The sequence below is a fragment of the Achromobacter veterisilvae genome (assembly GCF_037619525.1).
Lineage (GTDB): Bacteria > Pseudomonadota > Gammaproteobacteria > Burkholderiales > Burkholderiaceae_B > Achromobacter > Achromobacter veterisilvae.
This window is the reverse complement of the sequence record NZ_CP148753.1, coordinates 1,790,940-1,806,204: the sequence shown is the minus strand read 5'-3', so window position 1 is coordinate 1,806,204 and position 15,265 is coordinate 1,790,940. Positions and strand designations below refer to the sequence as shown.

Sequence of the window (15,265 nt, the reverse complement as noted above, 5' to 3'; positions counted from 1 at the left end):
CACTTCGCGCGGCCGGGGCCGCCCATTACCATGTCGGTCAAGACAGTGGAATTCACGCGATCGTCACCCCGGTGTCATGCACAGCTTCTAACCTCGCTGCCGCTTTCCTGACAAATAACTGAGCGGATCGCTCGCCATTCTATGAGGTTGGAATGTCCTACTTGACTGACAAATTGCGCGCCCCCTATCGCGAAGCCCAGGGTGAACTGACGGTTCCGGGCCAGATGCTGGAAGACATCGTCGCCGCGAATCCGCAACGCCGCAGCTTGCTGAAGAACAGCTTCGGCCTGTCGATGCTGTCGGTGTTCGGCGCCTCGACGCTGTTGACGGCCTGTGGCGGCGATGACGATGACGACGACGCGCCCGCCACCGGCGGCGACGGCTCGACGGGCCCGGCCGGCCCCGATTACTCCGTCACGTTCAAGCCGCTGGACGACAAGCTCGTCGCGGACACCGTCACGGTTCCCGAGGGCTATGTGGCCGAAGTGCTGTATTCGGCCGGCGACAAGTGCGCGATCGGCTCGGCCGGCTACGCGGGCATTCCGCAGTCCTACCCCGCCACCGAAACCCAGGCGGGCGGCCAGCACGACGGCATGCACTTCTATCCGCTGGCGGGCGTGGATCCGAACCAGGGCGGCCTGCTGGTGCTGAACCACGAGGCGCTGGACAACGCCACGCTGGACCAGGGCGTCGAGGGCCTGAGGACGCGCCTGTCGAACGTCGGCGTCTCGGTCGTGGAAATCGCGCGCGGCGGCGACGGCGCCTGGTCGGTCAAGGCGGACTCGCGCTACAACAAGCGCTACACGGGCAACACCGTCTACAACGTCAGCGGCCCCGCCGAACCGCTGGTCGGCGCGACCGTCGTCGGCACCCTGAACAACTGCTCCAGCGGCAATACGCCCTGGGGCACGTACCTGACCTGCGAAGAAACGCTCAACAACTACCACTACCAGGTGGGCGATGTCGGCAAGCCGGCCGACGAAGGGTACGGCTGGGTGGTGGAGATCGATCCGCAGGACCCGGACTCGACCGCCGTCAAGCGCACCGCGATGGGCCGCTTCAGCCATGAGAACACGGCCTACATGCTGGACGCGAACAACCGCGTCGCCTTCTACATGGGCGACGACACCACGCCCGGCTGCATCTACAAGTTCGTGCCGAGCAAACCCTACAATCCGGCCAACCGCGCCAGCAACATGGGGCTGCTGGACGAGGGCACGCTGTACGCCGCCCGCTTCAATGACGACGGCAGCGGCAACTGGGTCGAACTGACCGTCGGCAAGAACAACCTCACCGCCGGCGCCACCGATCCGGGCAACTTCACGCAGCTCGCCACCGGCACGGTCATCACCGGCACGATCGTCAATTTCAATACGCAGGCCGACGTGCTGGTCAACACCCAGGCCGCAGCGCGCGTCGCGGGCGCCACGCTGATGGACCGTCCCGAATGGATCACGGTCGGCGTGGACAAGACCTTGTACTGCACGCTGACCAACAACGGCGGCCGCCAGCGCACCAGCGCCGCCAACCCGCGCGCCAACAACTCGCACGGCCACATCATCCGCTGGCACGAGCGCGGCGATTCCCCGCTGGCGACGACCTTCGAATGGGACCTGCTGCTGCTGGCCGGCCGCGACGCCGCCGACGGCGTGGCGCCGAACCTGACCGGCAACGTGAACGGCGACACCTTCTCCAGCCCCGACGGCATCCGCGTCGATCCCAAGGGCCGCCTGTGGGTGCAGACCGACGCCGGAACCGGCACGTCCACCACGGACTTCTTCGGCAACAACTCGATGTACTACATCGACCAGAAGACCGGCGAATCCAAGCGTTTCCTGGTGGGCCCGCTGGGCTGCGAAATCACCGGCATCGCCTACACGCCCGACCTGACGACGTTCTTCATCAACATCCAGCATCCCGACACGGACTGGAACACGCTGCGCGCGGGCGGCGGCGACGCCCGTTCCGCAACGGTGGTCGTGCGGCGCACCGACGGCAAGCCCGTCGGCGCGTAAACGCCGCGGCCCACGCGCTGCCCGGCCGCGATGGCCGGGCAGCGCGCGGGCCGGCGGGCGGGATTCAGGTCTTCGCGCTCGGGCCGTCCGAGGCCGCGGCGATGCCGGTTTCGTAGGCGAACCGGAACAGGTCGGCGTCCCGCTCTATCCCCAGCTTGCGCATCGCGCTCGTCTTCTGCGTGCTGATGGTCTGCTTGGAGCGGTTCAACTGTTCCGCGATCTCGTTGATGGAAGCGCCCGACACATAGAGCCGGACCACTTCCAATTCGCGCTTGCTCAGGGCATGATTCGCGCTGCCCGCCCCTGGGGCGGACGTCCGTCCGGCGCTGCCGGCTTCGGACGGGAAATAGCGCGCGCCCGCGTAGACCGCATGGATGGCGGAGACGAGAAGCTTGATTTCCGCCGTCTTGCCCACGACGGATTCCACGCCCAGCTTGGCCAGTTCCTGGACGATCGCCGGCGTATCCAGCATCGTGAACACCACGATCTTCAACGCGGGGAAATTGCGCCGCAGGTACGAAACGAAGGCCAGGCCGTCGCCATGCGTGCCGCCGGGCATGGCGTAGTCCGTAACCAGCACATCGCAGGACGCCTGGTTCAGCAGGTCGATGAGTTCGCCGGAGTTCTTCGCGGTGCCGACGATTTCCAGCGTCGGAAGGGCGCTCAGGTCGTGCTTGAGGCCCGACAGCAGGGCCGGATGGTCGTCGGCCAGCAGGATGCGTATTTTCATGATCGCCGGGTACGTTCGCGAGCGGGGCCGGCGGCGCGGCCTCTATAGTGGAATTTACCGGAAAGCGGCGCCATCGAACAGCGGCGCTCCGGCTCGCTCGGCGCAAAAGGGGAATTCCCTAGCTTCTCTTTTGCAGGGGCGGGCCATAATCTGTCGGCAGCATTTATCCCGAGGCGACCGGCAGGCGGCGCGAACCGGCGCCTGCCGCCCCATCCTATGACGACCACCCGGCAGGACGGCGTGCTGGCACGCCTGCGGCGCTACCAGCATCTCCTGATCATCGGAGGCGGCGCGGCCATCACGGCGCTGGCGCTCGCCGCGAGCCTGCTGGAAATCGCCGCGTCGGTCAGCTCCTATCTCTCCCGCATGAAAGACGAAATCTCCATCGACGCCCGCCGGTCGATGGAGTTCAGCGCGCGCGCCACCTCCACGCTGCGCAACAGCGTGCAGAACCTCGAATTGGCCTGGGCGGCCGCGGGCCCCGCCGCCGCCGGCCAGGTGGAGAAGCTCCTGCAAGCCGGCCTGATCAGGATCCAGCCGTCGCCAGACGTCCCGCCCTTGCTGACGCTCTCGGCCCCTGGCGCGGACGACGCGGAGTCCGCCGCGCGCTACCTGCGCCTGGCCGAACAGATAGCGGCGCCCACGGCGGCCACCTCCGCGCGCAATGCCGGCGAACTCACCGCCTATCTGTATAGCCTCGACCGGAAATTTCTCGTCCTGTCCGTCATCCCCTGGCAGGGAGAAGCATGGCAGGAACGGATCGCCGCCGATCGCGAACGCCTGTTCCCGGCCCTGACTTTGAACGACGGCAAGCCGCTGCTGGCGCCGGACGCGGCCTGGCGCGACCCCGCCACGGGTCGGCCGGTGTTCCAGTGGCTGGCCGCCTACGACAGCCCGCTGACGGGCAAGCGCGCCGTACGCGTGGCGACCGGGCTGACGGGCCGGGACGGACAGCCTTTCGGCGTCCTGGTGTTCGAGCTGCCGCTGTCCACGCTGGCGGAAACCCTGCCCGCGACCACCTACCGGGGCCCCTGCCTGGTGCTGGGCCCCGGCGGCGAACTGGTGCTGTCCTGCCAGGACACGCCCGATCCGGCAATGCTGCCGCTGGCCCGCTCGGCGTTGGCGCAAGGGTTGGGCGAGACCGCTCCCACCCTGTTCCTGGGCGGGCACGAATGGGCCGCCTGGCCCCTGGGCACGACGCGGTGGATGCTGGTCTTCGGGCAGTCGTGGCGCGACATCGCCGCGGGCGTCCGCACGCAGATCCTGGTGTCCCTGCTGACGGCGGCGCTGATCATCCTGACCACGTGGGGATTGCTGTTGCTGGTCAGATGGCGCGTGCTGGCGCCGGCCGTGGCGCAATCGCAGCGGGTCTTCGACAGCGAGCGCCTGAGCCGGACCCTGGTCGAGACCGCGCCGGTGGGGCTGGGCCTGATCGCCCTCGACGAGGGGCAATCCCTGCTGCGCAGTCCGACCATGGCCGATACCGCCGAGCGCGTCGTCGTGCCCCCGGGCCAGAGCCTGTCCACGGAACTGTCCCGGCACTATCGCCGGCTCGACGGCCGCGTCGATGCGGACCGGCCCGACGCCGTGGTGCACAAGGACCTCGCCTTTCCCACTCGCGACGGCGAACGCCTGGACCTGTCTGTGAGCATGGCGCGCGCGCGGTACCAGGGGCAGGACGTGCTGGTGACGGCATTCGTGGACGTCACGGCGAAAAAGCGCGTGGAGCAGCAGTTGCGCAAGGCGCGCCAGGCGGCCGATTCGGCCAACGCGGCCAAGTCGGCGTTCCTGGCGGCGATGAGCCACGAGATCCGCACGCCGCTCAACGCCATCCTGGGCAACCTGGAGCTGCTGTCGCATTCGCCGCTGAACGCGGCGCAGCGCGACCGGCTCGACACGATTCGCTCGGCTTCCGACGGCCTGCTGTCGGTGGTCAGCGACGTGCTGGATTTCTCCAAGATCGAAGCGGGCGAGCTGCGCCTGGAGGAGATCGAGTTCGATGCGCTGGAGGTGGCCTCGCGGGCCTTGAGGATGTTCGCGCCGATGGCGCAGGCCTGCGGGCTGGCGCTGGTGGGCGAGCTGGGCCTGGCGGTGAGCCAGCCGATGCGGGGCGATCCCACGCGGCTGGGGCAGATCCTGCACAACCTGCTGTCGAACGCGATCAAGTTCACCAACGCGGGCAAGGTGACGCTGCGGCTGGCGCTGGACGAGGCGGGGTCGCAGGCGGCGTTCGAGGTCGAGGACACGGGCATCGGCATGTCGGCCGAGCAGATGGCCCGACTGTTCCGGGCCTTCAGCCAGGGCGACGCCACCATCAGCCGGCGCTTCGGCGGCACCGGCCTGGGCCTGGCGCTGTGTTCGCGCCTGGCGCAGGCCATGGGCGGGACGATGGCGGCCGAGAGCGAGCCGGGGCTGGGCAGCCGCTTCACGCTGCGGCTGCCGCTGGGCGAATGCGCGGGCGAACGCGATCTGCCGCGGTTCGACGGCCAGTCGGTGGTGCTGGTGGCGGCCTTCGAGGCCGAGCGCGCCTATGTCGGCCAGGCGCTGTCGGCCTGGGGGCTGCGGCCGCAGGGCTATGGTCATCCCGCGCAGGTCGGCCAGCAGGAACTGGAGGGCGCGGCCGCGCTGGTCCTGTGGGGCGCCCGCCAGACCTGGCTGGCCGCGGACGAGAACCGCCTGATCGAGGAGTCCGCGTGGGTGATCGACTGCGCCATGTCGGGTCCGGGCCTGCCCACGGCGGCGGGCCGGCTGCTGAGCGTGTCCATGTATGGGCTGGGCGGGTTGGCGGGGGCGTTGCGGCATGCGTTGCAGGGCCGGGCGCTGGCGCCGGCGTCGCCGGGCCGTCGCGTGCTGGCGCGTCCCCTGCGGATCCTGGTGGCCGAAGACAACCTGGTGAACCGCCGGTTGTTCGAAGAGCAGCTTGCGTTGCTGGGCTGCGAGGTGCGCACGGCCGAGGATGGGGAAGCGGCGCTGGCGTGGCTGGAGCGCGAGGAGTACGACGTATTGCTGACGGACCTGGCGATGCCGGGGATGGACGGCTACACGCTGGCGCGGCGGGCGCTGCGGCGGTGGCCGTCGCTGCCGGTGGTGGCGGCCACCGCCCACGTCACGCCGCAGGAGCGCGAGCGCTGCGCGCAGGCCGGCATGGCGCGCGTGCTGGGCAAGCCGCTGTCGCTGGAGGAGCTGGGCCGGACCCTGTCGGAACTGACCGGCATCGCCTGGGAATCGCCGGCGGCAACCGGCGCCGCCGAAGACCTGAAGGACGGAGAGGCGATACTCGACGCCCTCAGGCAAACGTTCCTTCAATCCTGCAAGGCCTCGCTGGAGACATTGCGCCATGCCCAGGCCCAAGGCGACACGGCGCAACTACTGGCGGAACTCCACTCGCTAGGCGGCGCGCTGAATGTCTTCCGCGTGCATGACGTGGCCCGGGATTGCAGCGAACTGGACCAGGCGGTCAGACAGACGGGCATCGCTGCCAATGCCGCCGCCATCGACCGGCTCTGCGACGCCTTGCGCCAAATGGAGCAGCACCTGCCCCCGGGAACGTAGAGGCAATCGGACCGCTCCGCTTTAGAACTTGTCCGATATCCGCCTGTGCGTCGCGCTTCTAAGATTCGTCCAATAGGGCGCGATCGCGATGACGCGCCGTGAATCCGTACACGGAAACGGCACCAGGAGCACGAAATTGATACATGGAAAAAAAGGGTTCGGCCTGCGAAAACGCGGCCGGGGCGCGAGACTGAATACGATCCTGGGCGGCGTCGCGCTGACGGCCGGCCTGCTCCCCGCCACGCCGGCGCATGCCGCCTACGCGTCCTGCACGATCACGTCGACCGCCGGCATGTTCTCGAGCGTTTCCTTCTGGAATCTGCCGGCTTCCCCCACCTTCACGAAAGGCGCCGTATTGGCGACCCATGACATGCGGTTGAACATAACGATCAACCAGCTCAGGTCGGTGGGCAAGCAGGCTCCCAATCCAGGCGGCACCGGCCTGCGGAGCGACCGGATATTCATCACGGAACCTAGCTGGGGCAACGTTCCCTGGGACACGGCCACGCGATCCAGTCTTCTCAACTATTACCCCAAGCTCGGCGGCAGATTCATCGTCACCGGCATCACGACCAGCAATCTGGATCCGGATGTCGATACCGGGGTCCAGTTTCCCGTCATGCTCGAGCCCAACAAATATACGGGGGGGTTCAGATTCTTCGTGGCCCACAAGGATAACGACGATAAGGTAAAACGGATCACCGCCACCCTGACCATTACGGGCCGATATGAAATCGTTCTCCAGAATCCCGATGGATACGTAAGCAGCTATCTCACCCAGGACGCTCTGCGGCTGAACCAAGGCCCCCTCATCAATGTTTTCCTGGGCTCTTTCCCGGACAACACCACCAACGACGGGGAATCCGGCATAGACTGCTTCACCCCCACCTACATGGCCAACAACAACCTGGGCAACCTGGAGTCCGTGCAACTGCCGTCGAACTATCCTACCTGCCAGTTCGACACGAACTCATTGAACCAGACGGTCAATCTCCTGGGCGTCAACGCGAGCCGCGTCGTCGCCGCGGGCCGCCCCCGCGAGGAAGGCACGGAAAACGAGGCGACGTTCTCCCTGATTGCGAACAACTGCGCGGCGGGCGCCACTTTTTCCATGTATTTCTCCGACCCCCAGGGCACCGGCGCGCAGGTGAACTACCTGAAGCCCGAGAGGGGAAATGTGGGCATTCGCCTGTACCGCGACGCCGACGTCTCCTCGGGAACCCCGGCCTCCCAGAATCCGATCGTCTATTTGCCTCAGCCGGTGGGCAGCAGCCTGCCGTCGCCCACGGCGACGAATCCCATCAAGTACGGCAATGCCAGCGCGCCCAAGAATGCGTCGTACAACATGAAGTTCACGGCACAGTATGTGCGTCTGCCCGACACGCCGCCGGTTGCGGAAGCGGGTTCCGTAAAGGCGAAGGCCACGGTCACGATCGTGTACCCCTGAGTTCCCGGCCGCCGCTGGATGGCGGCAGGCGGAATTCATACTTGTCAGATAGTCTGGCCGGCCCCGCGGGGCTACGATATTCATGCTCTTCGTCCACTCCCGGGCGGGGAGCGTTCCCTTCCGTTTCCCCGATCATTTTCCCTGATCGGGGTTTTTTTTTCGCAAGCGGGATCGCTGCCTTGCGCAGGCGCGGCGGAAGCCGTCCGCCGCACCCCTACAGCTTCTTCGTCGAAGGGTCCTGCCCCACCAACGGCCCCTGGCGAGGCGGATTCTTGCGTTCGATCGCCCGGGCGCTATCGCACTTCAACGAAATCCTCTGGTAGTTTTCGCCTTCCGTCCTGGCCGGAAGCGCATAGGGAATCCGGCATTCCAGTTCGTTCCAGCGGACCAGCAGCTCGCCCTTTTCCTTGTCTTCCGACAGCATGGCCAGCACCCGCCCGCGCGGATCGGTGATGCCCAGGCGGTTGCCGTCGGCATCGTCGACCGTCGCGCCGAACGCCATCGGCTTTCCGTCGGGCTGCGTGAGTTCGAATTGCACGCGGCGGCCGGTGTCGGCCTTGAACGTCACCTGGCCGATCGCCCCGCGCGTGGGGACGATCTGTTGCATGGCGTTGTCGAACTCGACTTCGGCCGTCAGCTTGCGCGTATCCAGCCCGACCCAGTTGCTGCGGAACGGCGTGGCGCTGGGCACCACGGCGTAGCCGTTGCGGCCGGTTTCCGCGCCCGCGTAGCTCGACAGCCCGACGCCCGCCACCGGCGGATCCACCTTGGCCAGCAGGAAGGTGTCGCCTACCGACTGGCCCAGGTTGACGCCGCCTCCGTGCGCCACCACCGAACCATTGGCCGACAACGTCGTCGCATGGTAGTGGTTGCCATAGCTGTAGCCCGCGCCCAGTCTCGCGAACGAGGTGGTCGTGCTGGCCGCGGCCGAACCGCTGCCGCCGCCATCCATGCCGCGGCCGGCGGTAATGCTGTAGCCGATGTCCCGTTCCGTCGGCAGTTGCCCGCCGACGCCCGCCTGCACCGATGAGCCGGAGCCCTGGCGGTTCAGGCTGGTGTATCCCTGCGGCGCCCCCGCGCCGGAACCCAGCGGGAAAGACAACGTCAGCGACATCAGGTTGTCGCTGTAGCGCCTGCCGTAAGGTCCGCCGTTGACATTGCGCATGTGGCTGTAGCCCAGGTTGTACGACACCCGGCCCAGCGAATTGCTGTAGCCGACGGACAGGCTGCGCGACCGGGAATCGTCCCAATAGCGCGCGTCCGAACCGCTCAGGTACAGGCTTCCATAGCGGTTGCCCTGCCCCAGGTTCTGCGCCAGGTAGGCATCCACGCGGGAATGCGTGTAGCCGTAGCGCGAGGCGTACGGATCCACGCCGTCGGACCGGTTCTTGGCGTAGACATGGTCGGACAGACTGCGGAAGCCGTCGTTCAGGCTGCGCTGATAGTTGACGGAAACGTTGGTGTTGGTGTCTTCCAGGAACTTGCCGTAGCGCAGGTCCAGTTTGTCGCCGGACAGGCTTTTGCCGTCGTTCTTGCTGATGGAATGGGTGGCATCTAGGGAAACCGCGCCGGCGCGCGTATTCACGCCCGCGCCCAGCGAATAGGCCTGGTAGCCGGCGGAAGCCTGCAGCCCCGCGGCCAGCGTGACATTGCCGGACACGCCATAGAGCAGGGACGCGCTGCCGAAGATAGGCCGTTCCCCGCCGCTGCCGTTCCGCTTGAACCGTCCAAACGCCCCATCGTAGCGGACGCGCCCTTCCCGCACCATGAGCGGCGGGCTGGAAAAAGCCTGGCGCTGCACGCGCCGGCTGCCGTCGGCCTCGATGACCGTGATTTCCATGTCCCCGTTGGATCCTGACGGCGACAGATCGGTGATCTCGAACGGCCCCGGCGCGACCGTCGCGCTATAGATCAGGTAGCCGTTCTGCCGCACTTCGACGGTGGCGTTCGACTCGGCGTTGCCGCGGATCACCGGCGCATAGCCCTGCTCGTTGTCGGGCCGCATGGCCTCGTCCGACGCCAATTGCACGCCCTGGAATTGCACACCGTCGAACAAGGGCGAATTGGTGTAGGTCTCTCCGATCTGGAGCTGGCTTTTGATGCCATTGAGCCCGCGCTGCAAATAGGTGTTCTGGCTTTGGAATTGCGTGGCCTGGCGGCTGCCCATGGTCAGGTAGGAATTGTTGCGCAGCCGCCAGGCGCCCAGGTTGGCGCCCATTTGCAGTCCCACGCTCGTGGAACGGTCGTTGCTGCCGCCCGTGCGGGTGGACCAGCCCCTGCGGCTATTGAGGCTGTAGTTCACGAACGCGGCGGGCACGCCATCTTCCCAGAGGGAGGGGTCCACGTATCCGCGATGCGAAGCCGACATGTAGGCCTGCGGCACGCTGAGGTTCAGGCGCAGGCGCGGCGCATCGTAGTGGGCGCTGGCCTGCTCGATCAGTTCGGGCAGGCGCAGGCAGGCGCCTTGCAGGGCTTTGCCCTGGGCTTCGAGCTTGCGGGTATCCACGCCGGCCTGCGTCAAGAGTTCGGCCGTAAAACAGGGTTCCACCTGTCCGGTGCCCGGATTGACCGAAAACGTCACGTCCCGGCGGCCCGCCGGATCGCCGTTGGTATAGATGTCCACGCGATAAGTGCCGGCCATCACCTCGCTGCCCAGCAGCAGCGATTTGACGTCCGCGGCCTGGTAGGCGCCTTGCAGGAAGGCCATGCTGAATCCGGACGGATCGCCCGGCTGCTCGGTCTGGCCAAGCGCGGCGACGGCCGTGGAAGGTTTGGCGGTGCCGGTGGCGGCCGCCCACGTGGGAAGGCCCAGGCTCAAGAAACCTGCGATCACACCATGGACGGTGCGATTTGAATTGGAATTCCAGGATTTCATCGTGTCTACCACATGGTTTTTCACCCTCCCCCCGAACGCTTCGGCCACTCAGCGGTCTTCCGCTGGCCCCGGGGCGAAGAAACTACTTCGGCGCCTTGGCCGCGGCCGCATTGACGGGATCCGCGCCGGACAGGCGCGCCTTGTATTCGTCGACGCCCCCGTAATCGTTGACCACGGAGAACGCCAGGGCCGTCGAGCCCGGCGAAACTTCCTTGCCGAGCGCGTATCTGCTCGTTTCGCCCGGCGCGACCATGACGCGCACCGCGACGGGAGCACCGGAGCCGATGGCGATGTGTGAGAACGACACGTGGAAGGCGCTGGGATTGGATACCTGCAACATGGGTTTCCCCTGCTGCTGCACGATGCTCCATTGCAAAGCCGCGGGCGCGTCGTCGGCGGCTCCTTGCAGGCCCGGCGGACGGAAGAACAGCTTGATGCGCTGGCGTATCGCCATTTGCAGCACGTTCTCCCCAGGCACGGCTTCGGGGATTTCCTGCACGTTCAGCCACAGCACGGACTCTTTGTCCTGCGGCAAGGAGTTCTTTCCGCCCGCGTACAACACTCGCAGAAGCTGCTGCGAATCGGGCAGCATCTTGGCCAGCGGCGGGCTCACGGCGAAGGGCAATTCGCCCAGGTCGCCTTCGGTATTGCTTTCGACCCAGGACTGGACCAGGATGTTGGCTTTGCCGTTTCTGACGACAACGGATGCTTCCTTGTTACGGCCGTCGAAGATCACGCGCGTGGTGCTCAAGGAAATGGACGCGTGGGCGCTGGAGCCGCCAGCCAAAGCGGCCGCGATCAGCGCGGGGCCGCAAATGCGGCGCAAGGTGGAAAAAATAGCGGACATGCGGGGCTCCGGAACAGCCGTTATCGGGGGAGACCGCGATGCCGCGGCCTCCCCCATAACGCTTGGCGAAAAACGACCTTGTGGATCAGTTGTAGGAAAGCGTGTAGTACGCCGCGGCGGTGTAGCTATGGCCGCTGATACTGGCGGTGGAATCGCCATTGGCGGTCACCACGTATGCCCTGAGGTGGTAGGTGGCCGACTTCTTGTCCCCGGAGAGCTGGGGTTGCAGCGGTCCGGTCGCCGGAGTGGGGCCCGCGCTGATCGCGGTCGTGCCGGACACCGAGCCGGTGGTGAAATCCAGGGCCACGCCGGTGTTGTCCAGGAAGGTGTCGAACAGGGCGATGGCGACCTGGCCGGTGGCCGTCCCGATGTGCTTGCCGGAGGCAATGGCGGGCGAAATCTTCAGCGTGTAGTTGTCCACGCCCGCCGCGTCGGCGCAGTTCACCAGCAATTCAAAATCCTTGCCTTCCGGCGCCAGCGTCGAGCCCGGATGCGCCGCCTCTTTCGGAGACGAACCCTTGCCGATCTGGCCGATGGCCGTCGACCCCATGTCCACGTTGATGGTGCCGGTGCCGGAACCGGCGGCGCCGCCGCCGGAAACCACGCAGGTATCCGCGACGACGGATCCGGAGAAATTGATGGTGCCGCTGGCGCCCTGGGCGGCGTGTGCCGTGGACAGGCCCATCGCGGACAGCAATGCGAGACTCAAGAGATGTTTTTTCATGATTTCGTGTAAGTGTGTAGAGAAGAAAATGGGTACCTGTCATCGATGGAAATAAACCGCTTCTTTCGTCTTCAGATACCAAAGAACGGGCCGTTTCCAGCACCATGAGCATGGTAGGAATCGCAGCGCGCGTTGAAACTCAGACCAGTACGAAAAGCCCGGGCACATCGTTAAGGACTGCAAAAAAGCAAGCGCCCGGGCAGCGGCGCGGAACGATCGGCGCCGCGACGGACGGGCGGTCGGGAAAGGCCGCGGCGGGCGGCCCTTACACGCGGCGTCGCCGCGTCGGGCCCCGGGCCTCCGGAGCCACGCGCGCGCGCCGCAGGCCGGCCTCCAGCTCTTCGAGCAGGAGCTTGACGGCATGCGAGGCGTCGACATCGCCCTGCTTGAACCGCGTTTCCACGTCGACCAGCTTGTGGCGCATGTTCCGCATGCGGAACACCCCCAGCATGCCGCTCAGCGAATGCAGTTCCGCCCGCAGCCGTTGGGCGTCGCCGTCCTGCTGCGCCTGTTTCAGCGCGGACAGCGACGTTTCACAGGACTCCAGGAACAGGCTGCGCAGGCCCTCCGGCAGCGCCTGTCCGCCCAGCGGGTCGTCGGCCGGTTCGGCCGGCATGGGCGGCCCCCAGGCGATGCCGGTCAGTTCCGACAGGGTCCGGCCCAGCTCCTCCAGCGACAGCGGCTTGCCCAGCACGCGCGCCATGCCGGCCTGCGCGCAGCGCTCGCGCTCCTGCGGCGTGACGTGGGCGGTGGCCGCCACCACCGGCAGCGACGGCCACCGCCGCAGCGCCCGCCGCGCCAGCGTGTAGCCGTCCATCCCCGGCATCGCCAGGTCCGTCAGCAATACGTCGTACTCCTCGCGCTCCAGCCACGCCAGCGCCGCTTCCCCATCCTCGGCCGTGCGCACCTCGCAGCCCAGCAACGCAAGCTGCTCTTCGAACAACCGGCGGTTCACCAGGTTGTCTTCGGCCACCAGGATCCGCAGGGGACGCGCCAGCACGCGACGGCCCGGCGACGCCGGCGCCAGCGCCCGGCCCTGCAACGCATGCCGCAACGCCCCCGCCAACCCGCCCAGCCCATACATGGACACGCTCAGCAGCCGGCCCGCCGCCGTGGGCAGGCCCGGACCCGACATGGCGCAGTCGATCACCCACGCGGACTCCTCGATCAGGCGGTTCTCGTCCGCGGCCAGCCAGGTCTGGCGGGCACCCCACAGGACCAGAGCCGCCGCGCCCTCCAGTTCCTGCTGGCCGACCTGCGCGGGATGACCATAGCCCTGCGGCCGCAGCCCCCAGGCCGACAGCGCCTGGCCGACATAGGCGCGCTCGGCCTCGAAGGCCGCCACCAGCACCACCGACTGGCCGTCGAACCGCGGCAGATCGCGTTCGCCCGCGCATTCGCCCAGCGGCAGCCGCAGCGTGAAGCGGCTGCCCAGCCCCGGCTCGCTCTCGGCCGCCATCGTCCCGCCCATGGCCTGCGCCAGGCGCGAACACAGCGCCAGGCCCAGCCCGGTTCCGCCGAAGCGCCGGCTGATGGTGGCGTCGCCCTGGCTGAAGGCCCGGAACAGCCGGGCCATCTGCTCGGCCGACATGCCGATGCCCGTGTCCTCGACCTCGAACGCCGCCTGCGACCCCGCCTCGTCCAGCGCCAGCCGCAGCGTCACCTTGCCCGCGTTGGTGAACTTGATCGCGTTCGACAGCAGGTTGTGCAGGATCTGCCCCAGCCGCGTGGGATCGCCCCGCATCGGCTGGCTCACCGCCAGGCCCAGCTCGCCCACCAGCGCCAGCCCGCAGGCCTGCGCCATCGGCGCGAACATCCTCAAGGCCCGCGAGGCCACCTCCAGCGCATCGAACTCGATCTCCTCCAGGCGCAGCTCGCCCGCTTCGATCTTGGAGAAATCCAGCACGTCGCTGACCACCGACAGCAGGCCGTCGGAAGCCGAGCGGATCGTGTCGAGCCGGTCGCGCTGCGCCGCGTTCAGCGGCGAATGCGACAGCAGCTCCAGGTTGCCCAGGATGGCGTTGAGCGGCGTGCGGATCTCGTGGCTCATCGCCGCCAGGAACGCCGACTTGGCCGCGTTGGCCGAATCGGCCGCCTGGCGCGCCTTGCGCAACTGCTGCTCCACACGCTTTTTCGCCGTGACGTCCACGAACGCCGTCACCAGCACGTCCTGACCCTGGTACCGCGCGCGCGCCATGCTCACCGACAGGTCGATTTCCCTGCCGTCGTGGGTGGGAAAACCCAGTTCCTCCTGCAAGGGTCCCCGCCGCCAGCCCGCGCCGCCATCCGTCAGGCGCGCCCGATACCGCCGGGTCAGCTCATCCGACAGGGTGTCGGCCGGGAGGGCGATCCGGCTGACGGTTTCCGTCATGGAAGGGCTCCACAGCAAGGGCTTTCCGCTATCGGCGGCGATCAGGCCCAGTCCCACCGGCGCGGTGTCGATCAGCGTCCGGCTCAGCGTCTCGCTGTCGTAGATCTGCCGCGACCATTCCAGCAGCGGACGGAAGACCCGCAGCTTCAGCGCCGCCGCGCACAGCCACATGATGGCCAGCGTCGCCAGCGACATGGCGGCGTCCGCGCCGACGTTCCAGCCAAGCGCCGCGGCCATGCCTCGCGGGGAATAGGCATGGACCAGCACGAGGTCCTCTTCCCCGAACGCGCCAGCGATGACGATCCCCCCATTCCAGTACAGTTCCTGCGGTTCTGGGCCGGCCGCCGCCAGCAGCGCCTGGACCAGGGCCGGCGGCAATCGGTCGGCGTCCTCGCAGGCTTCGCCGCCCGATGCCAGCGCGAGTCCGCTGGCCGACAGGATCATCGCGCATCCGCTTTCGTCGTCCTGGGCGAATGGCGTCATGAGCGCGCTCGGGCCGTATTTTTCGACCAGGCTGCGGCTCAGCACGAAGCCCTGCCGCTGCGCGTCCAGATGGACGCGCAGCCGGGTCTGGATGCCCAGCGCAAAGGTCAGGATCACCATCAGGGTCGTGAGCAGGCCGCCGCCCAGCAGCAGCAGGCGCTGGTAACGGCGATAGCGGGCCAGGGCCTGGAGCTGGGGTTCGGACACGGTGTCGCGCTGGC

The 15,265-nt window shown here is 67.4% G+C and carries 8 protein-coding genes; 3 read left to right on the top strand and 5 right to left on the bottom strand.

Annotated elements, in window-relative coordinates:
• The first annotated feature begins 152 nt into the window (after positions 1-152).
• Positions 153-2,015 (top strand): PhoX family phosphatase, encoded by a 1,863-nt coding sequence (locus WHX56_RS08320; RefSeq protein WP_338880969.1) that lies wholly within the window; start codon positions 153-155, stop codon positions 2,013-2,015.
• Between the two features lie 64 nt (positions 2,016-2,079).
• Here the strand turns inward: WHX56_RS08320 and WHX56_RS08315 are convergent, their stop codons facing one another.
• Positions 2,080-2,745: a response regulator transcription factor gene (locus tag WHX56_RS08315; protein WP_338880968.1), complete on the bottom strand. Its 666-nt coding sequence runs from the start codon at positions 2,743-2,745 to the stop codon at positions 2,080-2,082.
• Positions 2,746-2,961: 216 nt separating this feature from the next.
• On the opposite strand from WHX56_RS08315, the gene WHX56_RS08310 reads away from it, so the two are divergent.
• Positions 2,962-6,297 (top strand): ATP-binding protein, encoded by a 3,336-nt coding sequence (locus tag WHX56_RS08310; RefSeq protein WP_338880967.1) that lies wholly within the window; start codon positions 2,962-2,964, stop codon positions 6,295-6,297.
• An 88-nt stretch (positions 6,298-6,385) separates the two neighbouring features.
• A complete protein-coding gene (locus WHX56_RS08305) occupies positions 6,386-7,744 on the top strand; it encodes a fimbrial protein (RefSeq protein WP_129247245.1) in 1,359 nt (452 codons plus the stop codon).
• A gap of 214 nt (positions 7,745-7,958) precedes the next feature.
• Here the strand turns inward: WHX56_RS08305 and WHX56_RS08300 are convergent, their stop codons facing one another.
• The 4 genes from WHX56_RS08300 to WHX56_RS08285 all read right to left on the bottom strand — a co-directional run bounded on the left by WHX56_RS08300 (position 7,959) and on the right by WHX56_RS08285 (position 15,251).
• Positions 7,959-10,562 carry a fimbria/pilus outer membrane usher protein gene (locus tag WHX56_RS08300; RefSeq protein WP_338880966.1) on the bottom strand — a complete coding sequence of 868 codons (2,604 nt, stop codon included), beginning with the start codon at positions 10,560-10,562 and terminating at the stop codon, positions 7,959-7,961.
• 139 nt (positions 10,563-10,701) lie between these two features.
• Complete coding sequence (locus WHX56_RS08295; protein WP_129247241.1) at positions 10,702-11,466, bottom strand: fimbrial biogenesis chaperone; 765 nt, start codon at positions 11,464-11,466, stop codon at positions 10,702-10,704.
• Between the two features lie 85 nt (positions 11,467-11,551).
• Positions 11,552-12,190, bottom strand: coding sequence for a fimbrial protein (locus WHX56_RS08290; protein ID WP_129247239.1), 639 nt, complete (start codon positions 12,188-12,190; stop codon positions 11,552-11,554).
• 265 nt (positions 12,191-12,455) lie between these two features.
• Positions 12,456-15,251 (bottom strand): ATP-binding protein, encoded by a 2,796-nt coding sequence (locus WHX56_RS08285; RefSeq protein ID WP_338880965.1) that lies wholly within the window; start codon positions 15,249-15,251, stop codon positions 12,456-12,458.
• Positions 15,252-15,265: the final 14 nt, after the last annotated feature.

Coding starts and splice junctions, on each gene's coding strand:
- WHX56_RS08305 (WP_129247245.1), top strand. CDS start 6,386: ATGACGCGCCGTGAATCCGTACACGGAAACGGCACCAGGAGCACGAAA.
- WHX56_RS08310 (WP_338880967.1), top strand. CDS start 2,962: ATGACGACCACCCGGCAGGACGGCGTGCTGGCACGCCTGCGGCGCTAC.
- WHX56_RS08320 (WP_338880969.1), top strand. CDS start 153: ATGTCCTACTTGACTGACAAATTGCGCGCCCCCTATCGCGAAGCCCAG.
- WHX56_RS08295 (WP_129247241.1), bottom strand. CDS start 11,466: ATGTCCGCTATTTTTTCCACCTTGCGCCGCATTTGCGGCCCCGCGCTG.
- WHX56_RS08290 (WP_129247239.1), bottom strand. CDS start 12,190: ATGAAAAAACATCTCTTGAGTCTCGCATTGCTGTCCGCGATGGGCCTG.
- WHX56_RS08315 (WP_338880968.1), bottom strand. CDS start 2,745: ATGAAAATACGCATCCTGCTGGCCGACGACCATCCGGCCCTGCTGTCG.